Origin of the sequence: Streptomyces sudanensis (assembly GCF_023614315.1) — a bacterium.
Lineage (GTDB): Bacteria > Actinomycetota > Actinomycetes > Streptomycetales > Streptomycetaceae > Streptomyces > Streptomyces sudanensis.
Map to the genome: position 1 here is coordinate 1,514,406 of NZ_CP095474.1, position 18,757 is coordinate 1,533,162.

General features: G+C 75.5%; 23 protein-coding genes. 5 read left to right on the plus strand and 18 right to left on the minus strand.

Annotated features, from left to right (window positions below):
- Positions 1-54: 54 nt before the first annotated feature.
- The 10 genes from MW084_RS06955 to hisI form a co-directional block, all read right to left on the minus strand.
- Entirely contained in the window at positions 55-957 is a 903-nt protein-coding gene (locus tag MW084_RS06955; RefSeq protein WP_010474184.1) for a DsbA family protein, read from the minus strand.
- 63 nt (positions 958-1,020) lie between these two features.
- Positions 1,021-1,836 carry a tryptophan synthase subunit alpha gene (trpA, locus tag MW084_RS06960; protein ID WP_010474185.1) on the minus strand — a complete coding sequence of 272 codons (816 nt, stop codon included), beginning with the start codon at positions 1,834-1,836 and terminating at the stop codon, positions 1,021-1,023.
- A complete protein-coding gene (gene trpB, locus MW084_RS06965) occupies positions 1,833-3,119 on the minus strand; it encodes a tryptophan synthase subunit beta (protein WP_010474186.1) in 1,287 nt (428 codons plus the stop codon). Before trpB ends, trpA begins: the two co-directional genes overlap by 4 nt.
- A gap of 71 nt (positions 3,120-3,190) precedes the next feature.
- Entirely contained in the window at positions 3,191-3,415 is a 225-nt protein-coding gene (gene trpM, locus MW084_RS24520) for a tryptophan biosynthesis modulator TrpM (protein ID WP_010474188.1), read from the minus strand.
- A 9-nt stretch (positions 3,416-3,424) separates the two neighbouring features.
- A complete protein-coding gene (gene trpC / locus MW084_RS06970) occupies positions 3,425-4,234 on the minus strand; it encodes an indole-3-glycerol phosphate synthase TrpC (protein ID WP_010474189.1) in 810 nt (269 codons plus the stop codon).
- A 112-nt stretch (positions 4,235-4,346) separates the two neighbouring features.
- Positions 4,347-4,796, minus strand: coding sequence for a DUF2752 domain-containing protein (locus tag MW084_RS06975; RefSeq protein WP_010474190.1), 450 nt, complete (start codon positions 4,794-4,796; stop codon positions 4,347-4,349).
- Between the two features lie 92 nt (positions 4,797-4,888).
- Positions 4,889-5,140, minus strand: coding sequence for an HGxxPAAW family protein (locus MW084_RS06980; RefSeq protein ID WP_010474191.1), 252 nt, complete (start codon positions 5,138-5,140; stop codon positions 4,889-4,891).
- A gap of 126 nt (positions 5,141-5,266) precedes the next feature.
- The gene (locus MW084_RS06985) at positions 5,267-5,917 is read right to left on the minus strand and encodes a TIGR02234 family membrane protein (RefSeq protein WP_010474192.1); all 651 of its coding nucleotides are present in this window, start codon (positions 5,915-5,917) and stop codon (positions 5,267-5,269) included.
- Between the two features lie 24 nt (positions 5,918-5,941).
- On the minus strand, positions 5,942-7,441 hold the full coding sequence (locus tag MW084_RS06990) for an anthranilate synthase component I (RefSeq protein ID WP_010474193.1): 1,500 nt from the start codon (positions 7,439-7,441) through the stop codon (positions 5,942-5,944).
- Positions 7,442-7,452: 11 nt separating this feature from the next.
- A complete protein-coding gene (hisI, locus tag MW084_RS06995) occupies positions 7,453-7,803 on the minus strand; it encodes a phosphoribosyl-AMP cyclohydrolase (RefSeq protein WP_029553770.1) in 351 nt (116 codons plus the stop codon).
- A gap of 82 nt (positions 7,804-7,885) precedes the next feature.
- Here hisI and MW084_RS07000 point away from each other — a divergent pair, with 82 nt between their 5' ends.
- Together MW084_RS07000 and MW084_RS07005 are read left to right on the plus strand one after the other, a co-directional pair.
- On the plus strand, positions 7,886-8,518 hold the full coding sequence (locus MW084_RS07000; protein ID WP_255130245.1) for a TIGR03085 family metal-binding protein: 633 nt from the start codon (positions 7,886-7,888) through the stop codon (positions 8,516-8,518).
- A gap of 19 nt (positions 8,519-8,537) precedes the next feature.
- Positions 8,538-8,909, plus strand: a complete 372-nt coding sequence (locus tag MW084_RS07005) for a VOC family protein (RefSeq protein ID WP_010475607.1) — start codon at positions 8,538-8,540, stop codon at positions 8,907-8,909.
- 61 nt (positions 8,910-8,970) lie between these two features.
- On the opposite strand, the gene hisF is transcribed toward MW084_RS07005, so the two are convergent.
- The 8 genes from hisF to hisD form a co-directional block, all read right to left on the minus strand.
- On the minus strand, positions 8,971-9,741 hold the full coding sequence (gene hisF / locus MW084_RS07010; RefSeq protein WP_010475609.1) for an imidazole glycerol phosphate synthase subunit HisF: 771 nt from the start codon (positions 9,739-9,741) through the stop codon (positions 8,971-8,973).
- Positions 9,738-10,145, minus strand: a complete 408-nt coding sequence (locus MW084_RS07015; protein ID WP_010475611.1) for a Rid family hydrolase — start codon at positions 10,143-10,145, stop codon at positions 9,738-9,740. The genes hisF and MW084_RS07015 overlap by 4 nt, the downstream gene beginning before the upstream one ends.
- Complete coding sequence (priA, locus tag MW084_RS07020; protein WP_010475614.1) at positions 10,142-10,867, minus strand: bifunctional 1-(5-phosphoribosyl)-5-((5-phosphoribosylamino)methylideneamino)imidazole-4-carboxamide isomerase/phosphoribosylanthranilate isomerase PriA; 726 nt, start codon at positions 10,865-10,867, stop codon at positions 10,142-10,144. The genes MW084_RS07015 and priA overlap by 4 nt, the downstream gene beginning before the upstream one ends.
- A gap of 40 nt (positions 10,868-10,907) precedes the next feature.
- The gene (gene hisH / locus MW084_RS07025) at positions 10,908-11,555 is read right to left on the minus strand and encodes an imidazole glycerol phosphate synthase subunit HisH (protein WP_010475615.1); all 648 of its coding nucleotides are present in this window, start codon (positions 11,553-11,555) and stop codon (positions 10,908-10,910) included.
- A 5-nt stretch (positions 11,556-11,560) separates the two neighbouring features.
- Positions 11,561-11,764: hypothetical protein (locus MW084_RS07030; RefSeq protein ID WP_275563860.1), on the minus strand; the 204-nt coding region annotated here is incomplete at its 5' end.
- Positions 11,765-11,810: 46 nt separating this feature from the next.
- Complete coding sequence (gene hisB, locus MW084_RS07035) at positions 11,811-12,404, minus strand: imidazoleglycerol-phosphate dehydratase HisB (protein WP_010475620.1); 594 nt, start codon at positions 12,402-12,404, stop codon at positions 11,811-11,813.
- Entirely contained in the window at positions 12,401-13,513 is a 1,113-nt protein-coding gene (locus MW084_RS07040; RefSeq protein ID WP_010475621.1) for a histidinol-phosphate transaminase, read from the minus strand. The genes hisB and MW084_RS07040 overlap by 4 nt, the downstream gene beginning before the upstream one ends.
- Positions 13,510-14,859 carry a histidinol dehydrogenase gene (hisD, locus tag MW084_RS07045; protein ID WP_010475623.1) on the minus strand — a complete coding sequence of 450 codons (1,350 nt, stop codon included), beginning with the start codon at positions 14,857-14,859 and terminating at the stop codon, positions 13,510-13,512. Before hisD ends, MW084_RS07040 begins: the two co-directional genes overlap by 4 nt.
- A 212-nt stretch (positions 14,860-15,071) precedes the next feature.
- Here hisD and MW084_RS07050 point away from each other — a divergent pair, with 212 nt between their 5' ends.
- The 3 genes from MW084_RS07050 to MW084_RS07060 all read left to right on the plus strand — a co-directional run bounded on the left by MW084_RS07050 (position 15,072) and on the right by MW084_RS07060 (position 18,707).
- Positions 15,072-16,667: a hypothetical protein gene (locus MW084_RS07050; protein WP_029553896.1), complete on the plus strand. Its 1,596-nt coding sequence runs from the start codon at positions 15,072-15,074 to the stop codon at positions 16,665-16,667.
- 188 nt (positions 16,668-16,855) lie between these two features.
- Entirely contained in the window at positions 16,856-17,836 is a 981-nt protein-coding gene (locus MW084_RS07055; RefSeq protein ID WP_158684378.1) for a hypothetical protein, read from the plus strand.
- A 130-nt stretch (positions 17,837-17,966) separates the two neighbouring features.
- Positions 17,967-18,707, plus strand: a complete 741-nt coding sequence (locus MW084_RS07060; protein WP_010476349.1) for an LON peptidase substrate-binding domain-containing protein — start codon at positions 17,967-17,969, stop codon at positions 18,705-18,707.
- Positions 18,708-18,757 lie beyond the last annotated feature (50 nt).

Genomic DNA, 18,757 nt, shown 5'->3' on the forward strand with positions numbered 1-18,757 from the left:
CGCCCGGCCCCGNNCTCCGCGCCGCCTCCGGCGTCGGCGCGCGGAGGGCCGCCGTCAGTGCGCGGGGTCCGCGCCCCCGCCGGCCCCGCCGGGCGGCTCCGACCGCGGTCCGGTCCCGGGCTCCGTACCCGGCGCGGAGGTTCCGGCGGACGGTGCCGCCGTGCCGGGCTTCTTGCCCTCGTTGGCCTGCGCGACCCACTTCCTGAGGTTCGCCGGGGAGATCTGCTCGCCGTCCTTCGCGGGGAAGATCGGCTCGCCGTTGAGCAGGACGGTCGGCGTGCCCCGGAAGTCGCCGGCGCGGAACGCCTCGTTCGAGGCGTCGACCCAGCCGTCGTGGGTGCCCTCGGCGACGCAGGAGCGGAAGGCCGGGGTGTCGAGGCCCGGTACCTTCGCCGCCAGCTCGAACAGCTTCGCGTCGTCGGCGAAGGCGTCGTCGGGCTCCTCCGGCTGGTTGGCGAAGAGCAGGTCGTGGTAGGCGCTGAACTTCCCGGCGTCCTGGGCGCACGCCGCGGCGTTCGCCGCGTTCAGCGAGCCGCTGCCGCCCATGTTGCCGTCGATGAGCGTGGCGAACCGGTACTCGGTCCGCAGCTGCCCGGCGGCCTCCAACTCGTGAACGGTCTCCCGGAAGCCGTTCTCGAACATGGCGCAGGCCGGGCAGCGGAAGTCCTCCCACACCGTCAGCGTGGCGGGGGCGTCCGGCGCGCCGACCGGGATGACCAGCCGGTCCTCGCCGACGGCGCCGGACGGCGCGGTCACCGGGCCCTTGCCGGCCGTGTCGTCCTTGCCTCCGGTCCTGGCCGCGATGACGCCGGCGACGGCCGCGAGGAGGAGCACCCCGGCCACGGCCGCCACCACCAGCACCAGGCGGCGGCGTTTCTCGCGGGCCCGTTCGCGTTCGCGTTCGATCTGGAGCCGCCGGCGGGCGCTCTGCTTCCCTGCCCTGTTCTTCTCGTTCACGCCCGGGAAACGAACCGGGGAGGCACCTGCGCGCCTCCCCGGTCGCACAACCACCCGTACGAGCTAGGGGACCCGCCTCACGCCCCGGGCCAGTTCGCCCGCCAGTTCCCGTACGGCCGCGACTCCGGCCGCGTGGTCGCCGGCGTCGAGGAGCCGCTTGACGAAGGCGGAGCCGACGATGACGCCGTCGGCGAAGGAGGCGACCTCCGCGGCCTGCCCGGCGTCGGACACCCCGAGCCCGACGCAGACCGGCAGGTCCGTGGTGGCGCGGGTGCGCCGCACCAGGTCGGCGGCCTGCCCGCCGACGGACTCCCGGGTGCCGGTGACCCCCATGAGGGACGCGGCGTACACGAAGCCCGTGCCGGCGGCGGTGATGGCGGCGAGCCGCTCGTCCCGGCTGCTGGGCGCGACGACGAACACGGTGGCCAGGTCGTGCTTCCGGGCGTGCTCCCGCCACAGGGCCGACTCCTGGACGGGGAGGTCGGGCAGGATGCACCCGGCGCCGCCCGCCTCGGCCAGCTCGGCGGCGAACCGCTCCACGCCGTACCGGTCCACGGGGTTCCAGTACGTCATGACGAGGACCGGCTTGCCGGTGGCCTCGAACGCCTCGCGGACCGTGCGCATCACGTCCGCGATGCGCACGCCGCCGCGCAGGGCGATGTCGTCGGCGGTCTGGATGACGGGGCCGTCCAGGACGGGGTCGCTGTGCGGCAGGCCGACCTCCACCACGTCGGCGCCGCCGTCGAGGGCGGCCTTGACCGCCTCGATGCCGACGTCCACGGTGGGGAAGCCGGCCGGGAGGTACGCGACGAGCGCGGCCCGGTCCTCCGCCCGGGCGGCGGCCAGGGTGTCGGCCAGCAGCCGGATGTTGCCGCTCACCTGGCGTCCTCCTCGATCTCCGCGCCGTCGCCCGCCTCGTCGGCGGCGACCTCGGCGTCCGTCTCGTACAGCCCGAAGTAGCGGGCGGCGGTGTCCATGTCCTTGTCGCCCCGGCCGGACAGGTTGACGACGATCAGCCCGTCCGGGCCCAGCTCGCGGCCGACCTCCAGGGCCCCGGCGAGCGCGTGCGCGGACTCGATGGCCGGGATGACGCCCTCGGTGCGCGACAGCAGGCGCAGGGCCCGCATGGCCTCGTCGTCGGTGACGGCGCGGTACTCGCCGCGGCCGGTGTCCTTCAGGTAGGCGTGCTCGGGGCCGATGCCGGGGTAGTCCAGGCCGGCGGAGATCGAGTACGGCTCGGTGATCTGGCCCTCGTCGTCCTGGAGGACGTAACTGCGGGAGCCGTGCAGGACGCCCGGCTCGCCGGCGTTCAGGGTCGCCGCGTGCTCGCCGGTCCCCACGCCGTGCCCGGCCGGCTCGCAGCCGATCAGGCGGACGCCCCCGTCGGGGATGAACGCGTGGAACAGGCCGATGGCGTTGGAGCCGCCGCCGACGCAGGCGACCACGGCGTCGGGCAGGCGCCCGGCGCGCTCCAGGACCTGCCGGCGCGCCTCGACGCCGATGACCCGGTGGAAGTCGCGGACCATGGCCGGGAACGGGTGGGGTCCGGCGACGGTCCCGAAGAGGTAGTGGGTGCTGTCGACGTTGGCGACCCAGTCGCGGAACGCCTCGTTGATGGCGTCCTTCAGGGTGCGGCTGCCGGACTTCACGGCGACGACCTCGGCGCCGAGCATCCGCATGCGGGCGACGTTGAGGGCCTGGCGCCGGGTGTCGACCTCGCCCATGTAGACGGTGCAGTCGAGGCCGAACAGCGCGCACGCGGTCGCGGTGGCGACGCCGTGCTGGCCGGCGCCCGTCTCGGCGATGACGCGGGTCTTGCCCATCCGCCGGGTGAGCAGGGCCTGGCCCAGCACGTTGTTGATCTTGTGGGAGCCGGTGTGGTTCAGGTCCTCGCGCTTGAGGAACACCCGGGCGCCGCCGGCGTGCTCGGCGAACCGGGGCACCTCGGTGAGCGCGCTGGGACGGCCGGTGTAGTGGGCGAGCAGATCGTCGAGCTCGGCGGCGAACGCCGGGTCGGCCTTGGCCTTGTCGTACTCGGCCGCGACCTCGTCGACGGCGGCGACCAGCGCCTCGGGGATGAACGCGCCGCCGAAGGCGCCGAAGTAGCCCTCGGCGTCCGGCACGCGGCCCTCCGGATCGGGCAGGAAGAACTCGCTGGACATGCGGAAACCTCACGGTGAGCGTGGATGGACACAACGCCGTGGGGCGGGGCCCGCGAACCGGACGCGGCTCGTCAGGCGGCCGTGGCCCGCCCCCCGCGGGAGCGCCATCGCATGCCGTCGACCTGGCCGGGCTCGGAACCGATGACGTACCGCACGCGCCGCCCCCGCACCCGCCGCGCGGGCGCCCGGCAGCCCCGGGGGCGGCAGCCGCGGGCGAGCCGGGCGTACGCCTCCGGGGGCGCGGCCGGGACCGCGCGGACGCGGACCGGGGCGGGGGTCGCGGGAACGGCGGACACGGCGGGGGCTCAGTCCCGTCCGTGCCGCAGGGCCGGGTGCGCACCGGCGGCGACGAGGTCGGCGACGGCGGCCCTCGGGTCGCGGCCGGTCACCAGCGACTCGCCGACGAGCACCGCGTCGGCGCCCGCGTTGGCGTACGCGATCAGGTCGTGCGGGCCGCGGATGCCGGACTCGGCGACCTTGACGATGTGCGGGGGGATCTCGGGGGCGACGCGCTCGAAGGTGGAGCGGTCCACCCGGAGGGTCTTCAGGTCGCGGGCGTTGACACCGATGACCCGGGCGCCCGCGTCCACGGCGCGGGCGGCCTCCTCCTCGTCGTGGACCTCCACGAGCGGGGTGAGGCCGATGGACTCGGCGCGCTCGATCAGCGAGACCAGCGCGGACTGGTCCAGGGCGGCGACGATCAGCAGGACGACGTCCGCGCCGTACGCGCGGGCCTCCCAGAGCTGGTACGCGGTGACGACGAAGTCCTTGCGCAGGACCGGCACGTCGACCCGCGCGCGGACGGCCTCCAGGTCGGCGAGGGAGCCGCCGAAGCGCCGCTGCTCGGTGAGGACGGAGATCACGGCCGCGCCGCCCGCCTCGTAGTCCGCGGCGAGCCCCGCCGGGTCGGCGATGGCGGCCAGGGCGCCCTTGGAGGGGCTGGAGCGCTTGACCTCGCAGATCACCTTGACGCCCTCGCCCCGCAGGGCGGCGGCTCCGTCGCGGGCCTCGGGGGCCCTGACGGCCCGGGCCTTCAGCTCGTCGAGGGTCACCCGCACCTGTCGCTCTGCGAGGTCGGCGCGGACGCCTTCGATGATCTCGTCGAGCACGCTCACGCGAGGGGCCCCCTTCCGGGAGGGTGGTGTTCGATCGGGCCGGACATCCTCGATGGTATCCGCAGGAGGGGCCGCGGCCCGCATCCGGCCGACGCGCCGGCGGCCCGCGCCCTCACGGGGCGAGCGCGGAGCCGAAGGGCAGGTTCCGTACGACGGCGAAGACGGCCCACGCCCCGCCCAGCGTCCAGAGCAGCGCCGGGGACGGATCGAACCGCACGGGCAGCCCGCGGGCGGCCCTGACCAGCCAGAGCACCGTGAACACGGCGAAGGCGGCGAAGGCGGCGACCGCCGCGGCGTTGGCGCCGAGGGCGGTCGCGAGGTCGCCGTGGACGAGGGCGTGGGCGCTGCGCAGCCCGCCGCAGCCGGGGCAGTACAGCCCCGTGTACCGCAGCAGGGGGCAGACGGGGTAGTGGCCGGGCTCGTTCGGGTCGACGGCGCCGACGTACGCGAAGGCCGCCGCGGCGCCCGCCAGGGTGCCCAGCGGCGGCAGGAGCCGGCGGTGCGGCGGGGGCGTGCGCGGGGTGCGGCCGGGGGGCGGGAGGTGCGGTGTCGTGGCGTCCACGCGCCGATTGTCGCCGCCGCCGCGGGAAGGCGCAGCCCGGCGGGGCCGGACCGCGCCTCGCGTCCGGCCGGGGGCCGGGGGCGTACGCGGGGTCAGGACGCGGTCTGGGCGCGGCCCGCCTCGGCGCGCGCCTCGGTCAGCTCCCGCGACTCCTTCGGCTGGCCGAGACCGGCGGCCTTCATCGCCGCGCCGACGACACCGCCGAGCAGGACGACGGCCATCCCGGCCCAGAAGCCGAGCGGGTTGGCCGCCACCATGAAGACGCCGGCGACACAGAAACCGATGAAGGCGATGATGACACCGGTCCAGGCGGCCGGGGTGTGTCCGTGGGCGCTGCCCGCCATGAGTTGCTCCTCGTTGAATGTCGCTCTGTGGTGAGGCCCCGCCAAGTGCGGACGCTCACGGCCATTCTCCCGCACGCGTGCGCGCCAGGTGATCCGGGGTGCGCCGCACCCGCCGGAAGACACCGGTCAGGTGCCGTCCGTGGGGTCCTCGCCGCGGTCCAGGGCCTTCCACAGCTCCTCCGGCCGGTCGGGGTCGCCGGTCCGGCGGGCGGCGCCCGCGCGCGGCCCGCCGTCGCGCTCGTACCGGCCGGACATGGCGGGCCAGGACCGGCCGTGGCGCAGCGCGATCAGCCCGGCGGCGAGGATCAGCAGGGCGGCGGCGGCCGTCACGTACGGCCAGGGCGTCTGGGTCAGGCCGGCGGCCCGCGCGGCGGTGTCCCCGGCGGTGCGGGCCGCCCGCTCGTCGAGGACGGAGCCGTCGTTCGCGCCGAGGAGGGCGGCAGCGGCCGCGCCGGCGCCGCTCAGCGCGAGGAGCAGCGCGACGACGCGGCGGCCGGCGCCGCGGGTGGCGAGGACGGCGACGAGGGCGGCGAGCCCGACGACGGCCAGGGCCGCGGGCAGGCCGGTGACGTCGCCCCCGGAGGCCCGCAGGGCGACGGTGCCGCCGACGCCCGTGACGTGCCCCTCGATCCACACGCGGCCGGAGGCGAGCAGGACGACGGCGGCGCCGAGGGCGCCGAGGAGCAGGGCCGCGGCGAGGCTGCGGCGGGCGCCTCCGGCGGTCGCCGCCCCGCCCGGTCGGGCGGTACGGGGCTGGGGTACGGATGCGGCACTCACGTGTCCCACTATCCCCCATCCGCCTCAGACGCGGCTCATCCGGTTGGCGGTGTGGACGGCCCGCAGCACCGCCGCCGCCTTGTTGCGGCACTCGGCGTCCTCAGCGGCCGGGTCGGAGTCGGCGACCACTCCGGCGCCCGCCTGGACGTAGGCGGTGCCGTCGCGCAGCACGGCCGTGCGGATGGCGATGGCGGTGTCGGAGTCGCCCGCGAAGTCCAGGTAGCCGACGGCGCCGCCGTACAGGCCGCGGCGGGTGGGCTCCAGCTCCTCGATGATCTGCAGGGCGCGGGGCTTGGGCGCCCCGGAGAGCGTCCCGGCGGGGAAGCAGGCCGTCAGCACGTCGAAGGCGGTGCGGCCCCGGGCGACCCGGCCGGTCACGGTGGAGACGATGTGCATGACGTGCGAGTAGCGCTCGATCGACATGAAGTCGACGACCTCGACGGAGCCCGGCTCGCAGACCCGGCCCAGGTCGTTGCGGCCGAGGTCGACGAGCATGAGGTGCTCGGCGCGCTCCTTGGGGTCGGCGAGCAGCTCGTCGGCCAGGGCCTGGTCCTCCTGCGGGGTCGCGCCGCGCGGGCGGGTGCCGGCGATCGGGTGGACCATGGCGCGCCCGGCCTCGACCTTGACCAGCGCCTCCGGGCTGGAGCCGACGACGTCGAAGCCGCCGAGGCGGAGCAGGTACATGTACGGGGACGGGTTGGTGGCCCGCAGCACCCGGTAGACGTCCAGGGCGCTCGCCGTGCAGGGCGTCTCGAAGCGCTGCGAGGGGACGACCTGGAACGCCTCGCCGGCGCGGATGCGCTCCTTGACGTCCTCCACGGCCCGCCGGTACGCCTCACCGCCCCAGTGGGCGGTGTACTCGGGCAGCTCGGACGGCGGCAGGACGGCGGGCCCGGAGCCGGCGGGCCCGGTGAGGTCGGCCTGCATGGCGTCGAGCCGGGCGACGGCGTCGGCGTACGCCTCGTCGACGCCGGTGTCGAGGTCGTTGTGGTTGATGGCGTTGGCGATCAGCAGGACCGTCCCGTCCCAGTGGTCGAGGACGGCCAGGTCGGAGGTGAGCAGCATGGTGAGCTCCGGCAGGCCCGGGTCGTCCGCGCCGTGGTCGCCGACGCGCTCCAGGCGCCGCACGACGTCGTAGCCGAGGTAGCCGACCATGCCGCCGGTGAAGGGCGGCATGCCGTCCCCGAGCAGCGCGGAGAGGTCGCGGGGGGTGTGCAGGGCCTCCACGGTGGCGCGCAGCGCCTCCAGCGGGTCGCCGTCGACCGGGACGCCGGCGGGCGGCGTGCCCAGCCAGTGCGCCTGCCCGTCGCGCACGGTCAGGGTGGCGGCGCTGCGGACGCCGACGAAGGAGTACCGGGACCAGGAGCGGCCGTTCTCGGCGGACTCCAGGAGGAAGGTCCCCGGGCGCTCGGCGGCCAGTTTGCGGTAGAGGCCGACCGGGGTGTCACCGTCCGCGAGGAGGCGGCGGCTGACGGGGATCACTCGGCGGTCGGCCGCCAGCTTGCGGAAGGTGTCGAGGTCCATGGCGTCCGACCCTACTCGCCCAGCGGGAGCACGCCGGCGTCGAAGCACGTCCTGTCCCCGGTGTGGCAGGCGGCGCCCACCTGGTCGACCTTGACGAGGATCGTGTCGGCGTCGCAGTCCAGGGCGACGGACCTGACGTGCTGGACGTGGCCGGAGGTGCCGCCCTTGACCCAGTACTCGCGGCGGCTGCGCGACCAGTAGGTGCAGCGGCCGGTGGTGAGGGTGCGGTGGAGGGCCTCGTCGTCCATCCAGCCGAGCATCAGCACCTCGCCGGTGTCGTACTGCTGGGCGATGGCCGGCACGAGCCCGTCGGGGCTGCGCTTGAGGCGGGCGGCGATGGCCGGGTCGAGGTTGCTGCTCATGACGTCATTGTGCCGCGCGGCGCGGGGCGTTCGGGCCGCGTCCGCCGGGCGGAGCGGGGCCGGCCCCCGTACGCTGGCGGTCATGTCCACCCATGCGAAGCGCGAACGACTCGTCCTGGCCGATCTGTTGGAGGCGGTGGGCCCCGAGGCGCCGACCCTCTGCGACGGCTGGACCACCCGCGACCTGGCCGCGCACCTGGTGGTGCGCGAGCGCCGCCCCGACGCGGCGGCGGGCGTCCTGCTGGAACCGCTGCGGGGCCGGCTGGAGCGGGTGCAGGCGGAGTTCGCCGCCAAGCCGTACGAGGAGCTGGTCCGGCTGTTCCGGGCGGGCCCGCCCCGCATGTCGCCGTTCTCCCTCAAGCAGGTCGACGAGGGCGCGAACACCGTGGAGTTCTACGTCCACGCCGAGGACGTGCGGCGGGCCCGGGCGGACTGGGCGCCGCGCGAGATCGACCCGGTGTTCGCGGACGCGCTGTGGACCCGGCTGGAGCGGACGGCCCGCCTGATGGGGCGCCGCTGCCCCGTGGGGCTCGTCGTGCGCCGCCCGGACGGCCAGACGGCCGTCGCGCACCGCGGCACGCCGGTGGTGACGGTGACCGGCGAGCCGGGCGAGCTGACGCTGTTCCTGCACGGGCGGCAGGAGGCCGCCCGGGTGGAGCCGGCGGGCGACGCGGACGCGGTCGACCGCGTCCTCCGGGCGCGGCTGGGGGTCTGAGGCCGCGATCAGGATCGCGATGACCAACGTGTACGTGGACGACGTGGAGAAGGCGCACGCCTTCTCCACCGACGTCCTGGGCTTCGAGACCCGCACCCGCGTCGACCTGGGCGGGGCGCTCTTCCTCACCGTCGGCGCGCCCGGTCAGGACGTGGAGCTGCTGCTGGAGCCGAGCGACAGCCCGATCACCCGGCAGTACACCGCGGGGCTGCGGGCCGCGGGGCTGCCGTGCGTCGTCTTCGGCGTGGACGACCTGCGGGCCGAGTACGAGCGGCTGCGGGGGCTGGGCGTGGCGTTCCCGCAGGAGCCCGCGGAGCAGGGGCCGGTGCTGACGGCCGCCCTGGACGACACGGTCGGCAACCTGGTCCAGCTGGCCCAGCCGCTGGGGTGACGCCGCGCCGCCCGGCGGCCCGCACCGGGTGTCCCCGGTGCGGGCCGCCGGGCCGGACGGCTCAGCGGACGGGGTGGCCGGCCTCCCGGAGGGCGGTCTTCACCTCGCCGATCCGCAGGTCGCCGAAGTGGAACACGGACGCCGCCAGGACGGCGTCCGCGCCGGCCCCGATCGCGGGCGGGAAGTGCTCCAGCCGGCCGGCGCCGCCGGACGCGATCACCGGTACGGCGACGTGCTCGCGGACCGCCGCGATCATCGCGGTGTCGTAGCCGTCCTTCGTGCCGTCGGCGTCCATGGAGTTCAGCAGGATCTCCCCCGCGCCCAGCTCCGCGGCCCGGTGCGCCCACTCCACGGCGTCGATGCCGGTGCCCCGGCGCCCGCCGTGCGTGGTCACCTCGAACCCGGACGGCGTGGCCGCGTCCCCGGTGCACCGCCGGGCGTCCACGGACAGCACGAGCACCTGGCTGCCGAACCGTTCGGCGATCTCCCTGATCAGTTCGGGCCGGGCGATCGCGGCCGTGTTGACGCCGACCTTGTCCGCGCCGGCGCGCAGCAGCCGGTCCACGTCGTCGGCGCCGCGCACGCCGCCGCCCACGGTGAGGGGGATGAACACCTGCTCGGCGGTGCGCCGCACCACGTCGTAGGTGGTCTCCCGGTCGCCGGAGGAGGCGGTGATGTCGAGGAACGTCAGCTCGTCGGCGCCCTCCGCGTCGTACAGCCTCGCCATCTCGACGGGGTCGCCCGCGTCGCGCAGGTTGCGGAAGTTGACGCCCTTGACGACGCGGCCGCCGTCCACGTCCAGGCAGGGGATGACTCGGACCGCGAGGCTCACGACGCGGCACCTCCGTTCGCGCGGTACGCCTCGACCTCCACCTCGACGACGAGCCGGGGGTCGAGGAGGCCGGAGACGACGAGTATCGACGCGGCGGGGCGGACGGCGTCGAACAGCTCCTTGTGGGCGCGGCCGACCTCCTCCAGGTCCCGCGCGTGGGTGAGGTACACGCGGGTGCGGACCACGTCCCCGCGGCCGAGGCCGAGCCGCCCGAGCGCGTCGAACGCCGCGTCGAAGGCGTTGACGGTCTGCTCGTACGGGCCGCCCTCGGCGACGCCGCCGTCGGTCGCCGCGGTGCAGCCGGAGACCAGGACGAGGCCGTGGGGCAGTTCCACGGCGCGGGAGCAGCCGAGCTGCTCCTCCCAGGGGGTGCCGGTGCCGATCCTGCGCGGGGAGGCCGTCATGCGGACACCGCCGCGAGCGCTTCCTCCAGGGTGAAGGCCTTCGCGTACAGGGCCTTGCCGACGATGGCGCCCTCGACGCCCAGGGGGACCAGTTCGGCGATGGCGCGCAGGTCGTCGAGGGAGGAGACGCCGCCGGAGGCGACGACGGGCCGGTCGGTGACGGCGCAGACGCCGCGCAGCAGCTCCAGGTTGGGGCCCTGGAGCGTGCCGTCCTTGGCGATGTCGGTGACGACGTACCGGGCGCAGCCCTCGGAGTCGAGGCGCTCCAGCGTCTCGTACAGGTCCCCGCCGTCGCGGGTCCAGCCGCGGCCGCGCAGGGTGGTGCCGCGCACGTCGAGGCCGACCGCGATCCGGTCGCCGTGCTCGGCGACGGCCTCGGCGACCCACTCGGGGGACTCCAGGGCGGCCGTGCCGAGGTTGACGCGGGTGCAGCCGGTGGCGAGGGCCGCGTCGAGGGCGGCGGCGTCGCGGATGCCGCCGGACAGCTCGACCTTCAGGTCCACGGCCCGGATGACCTCGCTGATCACGTCGCGGTTGTCGCCGGTGCCGAAGGCCGCGTCGAGGTCGACCAGATGGAGCCACTCGGCGCCCGCCCGCTGCCAGGCCAGAGCCGCCTCCAGCGGGGAGCCGTAGGAGGTCTCCGTGCCGGACTCGCCGTGGACGAGGCGCACGGCCTGGCCGTCCCGTACGTCGACGGCGGGGAGGAGTTCGAGCTTGGTCATCTTCGGCGGTCCTAGCCTCTGGGAGGGTGCGGGAGGTCGGTCAGAAGGTCTTGAGCCAGTTGGCGAGCAGCAGGGCGCCGGCGTCGCCGGACTTCTCCGGGTGGAACTGGGTCGCCCACAGGGCGCCGTTCTCGACGGCGGCGACGAACCGCTCGCCGTGGGTGGACCAGGTGACCCGGGGGGCGCGCAGGGCGGGGTTGGAGGTCTCCAGGGACCAGTCGGTCACGGCGTACGAGTGCACGAAGTAGAACCGCTCCCCGGGGTCGATCCCGGCGAACATCTCGCTGTCCCCGGGCGCATCGACGGTGTTCCACCCCATGTGCGGGACGACGGGCGCCCGGAGGGGGCCGACCGTCCCGGGCCACTCGTCGAGGCCCTCGGTCTCGACGCCGTGCTCGACGCCGCGCGCGAACAGGACCTGCATGCCGACGCAGACGCCCATGACGGGCCGGCCGCCGGCCAGCCTGCGGCCGATGATCCAGTCCCCGCGGGCCTCCTTCAGTCCGGCCATGCAGGCGGAGAAGGCGCCGACGCCGGGGACGAGGAGCCCGTCGGCGTTCATGGCCGTGTCGTAGTCGCGGGTGATCTCGACGTCGGCGCCCGCGCGGGCGAGGGCGCGTTCCGCGGAACGGACGTTGCCGAAGCCGTAGTCGAGGACGACGACCTTCTTCGCGGTGCCGCTGTTCATTCGGGTCACTCCCAGATTCCCTGGATCCTCAGTACTCCGGCGAGGAGGCACATGCCGGAGGCGACGGCGAGCAGGACGACGAGCCCCTTGGGCATCTTCTGCCGGGTGAAGGAGTAGACGCCGCCGGCCAGGAACAGGCCGACGACGATCAGGACGGTCGACAGTCCGGTCACCGCGTCCCCCCGTACGTCTCCGCGGCCGCGCGGCGCNNNNGGNCGGCGTGCGCCCGCGGCCCGGCGGCCGCGCGTGCGCCGCTCACAGGGCGCCCTTGGTCGAGGGCAGGATGCCGGCGGCGCGCGGGTCGCGCTCGGCGGCCTGGCGCAGGGCGCGGGCGAGGGCCTTGAACTGGCACTCCACGATGTGGTGGGCGTTGCGCCCGTAGGGGACGTGGACGTGCAGCGCGATCTGGGCCTGGGCGACGAACGACTCCAGGATGTGCCGGGTCATCGTCGTGTCGTACGCGCCGATCATCGGCGCCATGTTCTCCGGTTCGGTGTGCACGAGGTACGGGCGGCCGGAGAGGTCGACGGTGACCCGGGCGAGGGACTCGTCCAGCGGGACCGCGCAGTCGCCGAAGCGGTGGATGCCGACCTTGTCGCCGAGGGCCTGCCGGAAGGCCGCGCCGAGGGCGAGGGCGGTGTCCTCGATGGTGTGGTGGGAGTCGATGTGCAGGTCGCCGTCGGTCTTGACCGTCAGGTCGAACAGCCCGTGGCGGCCGAGCTGGTCGAGCATGTGGTCGAAGAAGCCGACGCCGGTCGAGACGTCGACCCTGCCGGTGCCGTCGAGGTCGATCTCGACGACGACGGACGTCTCCTTGGTGGTGCGCTCGACCCGTCCTACGCGGCTCATGAGCTGTGCTCCTTCCGAATGGCGCGAACCGCGTCCAGGAACGCGTCGTTCTCCTGCGGGGTGCCCGCGGTGACCCGCAGCCGGCCCGGTACGCCGTTGTCGCGGACCAGGACGCCGTGGTCGAGGATCGCCCGCCACGCGGCGTGGGCGTCCTCGAAGCGTCCGAACTGGACGAAGTTGGCGTCGGAGTCGGTGACCTCGTAGCCGGCGGCGCGCAGCCCGGTGACGAGCCGGTCGCGTTCGGCCTTGAGGTGTTCGACGTACCCCAGCAGCGTATCGGTGTGTTCGAGTGCGGCGAGCGCGGTGGCCTGGGTGACGGCGGACAGGTGGTACGGCAGGCGCACCAGCTGGACGGCGTCGACGACGGCCGGGTGCGCGGCGAGGTAGCCCAGGCGCAGTCCGGCGGCGCCGAACGCCTTCGACATGGTGCGGGAGACCACCAGGTGCGGGCGGCCCTCGACGAGCGGCAGCAGCGACGGGCGGTGGCTGAACTCGACGTACGCCTCGTCGACGACGACCAGGGAGGGCTTGGCGGCCTGGGCGGCGTCGTGGAGGGCGACGACGGTGCCGGCGTCGACGGCGGTGCCGGTGGGGTTGTTGGGGGAGGTGACGAACACCACGTCGGGGCGGTGCTCGGCGATGGCCGCCGAGGCGGCCGCCACGTCCAGCCCGAAGTCCTCGCGGCGGGGGCCGGCGATCCAGCCGGTGCCCGTGGAGCGGGAGATCAGCGCGTGCATGGAGTACGAGGGCTCGAAGCCCAGGGCGGTCCTGCCGGGGCCGCCGAACGCCTGCAGGAGCTGCTGGAGGACCTCGTTGGAGCCGTTGGCCGCCCACACCTGCGCCGGGCCGACCTCGTGCCCGGTGGTGCGGGTGAGGTAGCGGGCCAGTTCGGTGCGCAGCTCCACGGCGTCGCGGTCGGGGTAGCGGTTGAGGTTCCGGGCCGCCTCCCGCACGCGCTCCGCGATGCGCTCCACGAGCGGCTCGGGCAGCGGGTAGGGGCTCTCGTTGGTGTTGAGGCGCACGGGGACGTCGAGCTGGGGCGCGCCGTAGGGGGACTTGCCGCGCAGCTCGTCGCGGACGGGCAGGTCGCCAACGCTCGTGCCGGTCATCGCAGCGGCGCCCTTCCCGTGCCGGGCTCGTCCCGCCCGTCCCCGGCGAAGCGCGCCTTCACGGCCGCGCCGTGCGCCGGCAGGTCCTCCGCCTCGGCGAGGGTGACCACGTGGTGGGCGACCTCGGCGAGGGCCTCGCGCGTGTAGTCCACGATGTGGACGCCGCGCAGGAAGGACTGGACGGACAGTCCGGAGGAGTGGCAGGCGCAGCCGCCGGTGGGCAGGACGTGGTTGGAGCCGGCGCAGTAGTCGCCGAGGGAGACCGGCGACCAGGGGCCGACGAAGATCGCGCCGGCGTTGCGGACGCGCCCGGCGACGGCGGCGGCGTCGGCGGTCTGGACCTCCAGGTGCTCGGCGCCGTAGGCGTCGACGACGCGCAGGCCCTCCTCGATCCCGTCGACGAGGACGATCGCGGACTGCCGGCCGCGCAGGGCGGGCAGGATGCGGTCCTGGACGTGCCTGGTCGCGGCGATCCGCGGCTCCAGCTCGCGCTCGACGGCGTCGGCCAGCTCGACGGAGTCGGTGACCAGGACGGCGGCGGCGAGCGGGTCGTGCTCGGCCTGGCTGATCAGGTCGGCGGCGACGTGGGCGGGGTCGGCGGTGGCGTCGGCGAGGACGGCGATCTCGGTGGGCCCGGCCTCCGTGTCGATGCCGACGCGGCCGGTGAAGTACCGCTTGGCGGCGGCGACCCAGATGTTGCCGGGGCCGGTGACCATGTTCGCGGGGGCGCAGCTCTCCGTGCCGTACGCGAACATGGCGACGGCCTGGGCGCCGCCGGCGGCGTACACCTCGTCCACCCCGAGGAGCGCGCAGGCGGCCAGGATCGTGGGGTGCGGCAGGCCGCCGAACTCCTCCTGCGGCGGGGAGGCGAGGGCGATCGACCCGACGCCGGCCTCCTGCGCCGGCACGGCGTTCATGACCACCGACGAGGGGTAGACCGAACGGCCGCCCGGCGCGTACAGGCCGACCCGCTCGACGGGGATCCACTTCTCGGTGACCGTGCCGCCGGGGACGACCTGCGTGGTGCGGGTGGTGCGGCGCTGCTCGCGGTGGACGATCCGGGCGCGCCGGATCGACTCCTCCAGGCCGGCGCGCACGGCCGGGTCCAGTTCCGCCAGGGCGCGGGTCAGCGCGGCGGCCGGAACCCGCACCTGGTCGAGGGCGACCCCGTCGAACCTCCCGGCGTAGTCGATCAGCGCCGCGTCGCCCCGATGGCGTACGTCCTCGCAGATGGGCCGCACCTTCTCCAGGGCGGCTTCCACGTCGAACTCGGCACGGGGCAGCAGGTCGCGCAGGGCGCCGCCGCTCGGCAGGGCGTCGCCTCGCAGATCGATACGTGAGATCACAGGTCAATTCTCGCAGACCGGCGCGCGGCCCCGGTCCTCCGTATCACTGGCCGGTACGCGCCAGACCACTCCCCGGATGTCACCCCTGACGGTTAGCATTCAGCCCGTCACCCAGCGGGAAGAACAGCCGTACGACCCGGGGAAGTGAGGGGGCGGCGTTGACCGGACCGCACGACGACCGCGACGGCCCGCACGGCGGGCACGACGACGAGATGCCCGGCGACCTCACCCCCGCCGAGCTGGGGATGTGGCAGGCGTTCCGGATAGGCGCGTGGTACGACCTGCGGTCGGGCCACCCGGTGCTGGACGACCCGTTCGCGCCGCGGGCGTGGCCGCGGGAGCGGTGCGTCCGGGCGCGGGTGATGGCCCGGCTGCTGCTGTCCGGCCCGCCGGCGCTGGCGGGGCGCGTCTCCGCGCTGAAGGTGCGCGGGGCGCGGATCACGGGGCGGCTGGACCTGGCGGGCGGCACGATCGCGCCCTACGTGGAGCTGCAGACGTGCGTCTTCGACGAGGAGGTGGTGCTGCCGGAGTCCCGGTTCACCACGCTGCGGCTGATCGGCTGCGCGATACCCCGCCTGGAGGCGGCCCGGCTGCACACGGAGGGCGACCTGCACCTGCCGCGCTGCCGGGTGGCGCGCGGGGTGCGGCTCACGGACGCGCAGATCGGCACGGACCTGCTGATCAGCCAGATCCACGTGCAGCCGGACCGGCGCGGGAGGGCGATCGTCGCGGACGGCATGTCGGTGGCGCAGGACCTCCAGGCCGAACTGATCGAGACGTACGGCGAGTTCAGCATGCGCGGCGCGAAGGTCGGGGTGTCGCTGAGCCTGCGCGGCAGCCGGCTGCGGGGCGCGGAGGGGCGGCGCGCCCTGAACGCGCCGCAGCTGAGCGTGGAGCGGACGCTGTACCTGACGGGCGCGTGGGTGAGCGACGCGGTGGGCGGCCCGGACGACCACCCGGGCGGGACGCCGCCGCACGGGCTGGTGGACGTCAACACGCCGATGCGGGGCACCCGGATGCGGCCCTTCGAGTGCCGGGGCGGCATGCGGTTGGACGACGGGCGGTTCGGGGACGCGGTCGACCTGCACCAGGCGCGGTTCGTGCTGTCGTCGGCGCGCAGGGACGAGCTGTCGCTGCGCAGGATCGTCACCCCGGAGCTGCGGTTCGCCTGCGAGCCGCTGGAGGAGGGCCGGGTGGTGCTGAACGGCGCCAAGGTGGTGACGCTCGTCGACCAGGCCAGCAGCTGGCCGGGGCCCGGCGGCCTGGCGATCGGCGGGTTCGTGTACGAGAACCTCGTGCCGTACGGGCACTTCCCGCTGGCCCGGCGGCTGGAGTGGGTGGCGGCGGCGACCCCCGAGTACGCGCCGGAGCCGTACGAGCGGCTGGCGACGGTGCTGCGCGGCTGCGGCGAGGACGCCGACGCGCGGGAGGTGCTGCTCACCAAGCAGCGGCGGCGGCGGGAGACGCTGCCGCTCGCCGCGAAGCTGTGGGGGTACCTCCAGGACTGGACGGTGGCGTACGGCTACCGGCCGGGCCGGGCGGCGGTGTGGATGGCGGTGCTGTGGGCGGCGGGGGCGCTGGCCTTCTCCTGCTACGAGCCGGTCCCGATCAAGCGGGACGAGTTCCCGCAGTGGGACGCCGTCCTCTACACGCTGGACCTGCTGCTGCCGGTGATCAACCTCGGGCAGGAGGGGTACTGGCGGCTGTCGGCTCCGTGGCGGTGGTTGTCGACGGCGCTGGTCCTGGTGGGATGGATTCTGGCCACGGCGGTGGCGGCGGGCGCGTCGCGGCTGCTGGGCCGGCACTGACCGGGCGGCGGGCCGCGGGGCGGTCGGGGCAGCGGCGGCGGCGGGCGCCGCGCCTCCCCACCGGCGACCGCGCCGCCGCTTTCTTTACTTCCTCTTGACGTTCGGCAGGACAACCTTCCCGCCCCCACCAAAGCTTCACAGCCTGCCTCTGGCGCGGCCTCCACCTGCGGTTTTCAATGGGCCGCACGATGTCTCTGCTCCGCGCCCTGATGGGCAACGCGCGCACGGTCCGGCCCGGTCGACCGCCCCGCGACGGGCTGCCGCCGGACGGCTCCGTCCTGCTGGACGCCCCCGACGACCGGCTCGGACCGGCCCTGGTCGCCGCCGCGCTCGGGGATCACATTCCGGCCGCCGGGCTCCTCGCCGCCACCCGGCACGCCGCCGAGTGGGAGTACCGCGACCGGTACGTCGTGCGCCTCGCCGCCTTCGCCCGCGGCCGGGGCGACTGGCTGACGGCGTGGCGGGCGCAGGCGCCCGAGGACCCGGACGCGCTGCTCGTCGCGGCGCAGCTCGCCGTGGACCGCGCCTGGGCGTCGCCCACCCGCGTCGAGCGGCTGCGGGAGATCGAGCCGATGGTCCACGCGGCGGCCGAGGCGGCGCCCCGCGACCCGGTTCCCTGGCGGATCGCGCTGGACCACGCGCGCGGCAGCGAGGCCCCGGACGCGTTGTTCGAGGCGCTGTGGGAGCAGGCGGTGCGCCGTTCCCCGCACCACCACGGATGCCACGTGTCGGCGCTGGAGTACCTGGCGGTCCGCTGCCGGGGCTCGCACCGGGTGTGCTTCGACTTCGCGGAGGCCGCGGCGTTCGACTCCCTGCCGGGCTCGCTGGTGCGGGCGCTGCCGCTGCGGGCGGCGTACGCGCAGCTGGTGGGCGGCGGCGGGGGCGGGGTGTCGGCGGCGCGGGTGGACGCGGCGGCGGACCTGGCGGCCGAGCTGTCGGCCCGCCACCCGGTGGGCGACCCGTGGCCGGCCGAGATGCGCAACCTCCTGGCGTGCGTGCTGATGGCGCGGCGGCGGTGGACGGCCGCCCTGGAGCAGTTCCGGCTCATCGGGGCGCGGGCCACGTCGTACCCCTGGTCCGCCGCGATGGACGAGGGCGGGGACCCGCTGGGGCGGTTCCTGGAGGCGCGCGACATGGCGCGGCGCGCGAGCGTGCGCCGGGGGCGCTGACGCCGCGCCGGGGCCGCCGGACGGGCGCCGCGGTCGCCGGAGGCCGTCCGNCCGCCGCGGGGCGTCGCGCGGCGGGCGGACGGCCGGGCGGGCGGCGGGCGGCGGCGGGCGGCCATTACGCTTGACCGCTGTGACCACCGCTCGCCTGCCCCTGTTCCCGCTGAACTCGGTGCTCTTCCCCGGCCTCGTGCTGCCGCTGAACGTCTTCGAGGAGCGGTACCGCGCCATGATGCGCGAGCTGCTCAAGACGGACGAGTCGCAGCCGCGCCGCTTCGCCGTCGTCGCGATCCGCGACGGGCACGAGGTGGCGCGGACCGCGCCGGGACTGCCCGACCCGACGGCGCTCCCCGAACGCGGGCCCGCCGCGGGCTTCGGCCCCGACCCGGCCGCGGCGCTGTACCGGGTGGGGTGCGTCGCCGACGCGGCGACCATCCGGGAGCGGCCGGACGGCGGCTTCGAGGTCCTCGCGACCGGGACGAAGCGGGTGAGGATCCTGTCGGTCGACGCGGGCGGCCCCTTCCTCACCGCGGAGGTGGAGGAGCTGGAGGAGCCGCGGGGCGAGGACGCCGGCGCGCTCGCCGAGGGCGTGCTGCGGGCCTTCCGCACGTACCAGAAGCGGCTGGCGGGGGCGCGCGAGCGGTCCCTGGCCACGGGCGCCGAGCTGCCCGACGAGCCGTCGGTCGTGTCGTACCTGGTGGCCGCCGCCGCGGTGCTGGACACGCCGGCGAAGCAGCGGCTGCTCCAGGCGCCCGACACGGCGACCCGGCTGCGCGAGGAACTGCGGCTGCTGCGCGCCGAGACCGCGGTGCTGCGGCACCTGCCCTCGCTGCCGGCGGTCGAGCTGACGCGGGCTCCGACGAGCCCCAACTGACGCGGGAGGGCGGAGGAATGGCGAAGCGGCGGGACAGGGGGACGCGGGCA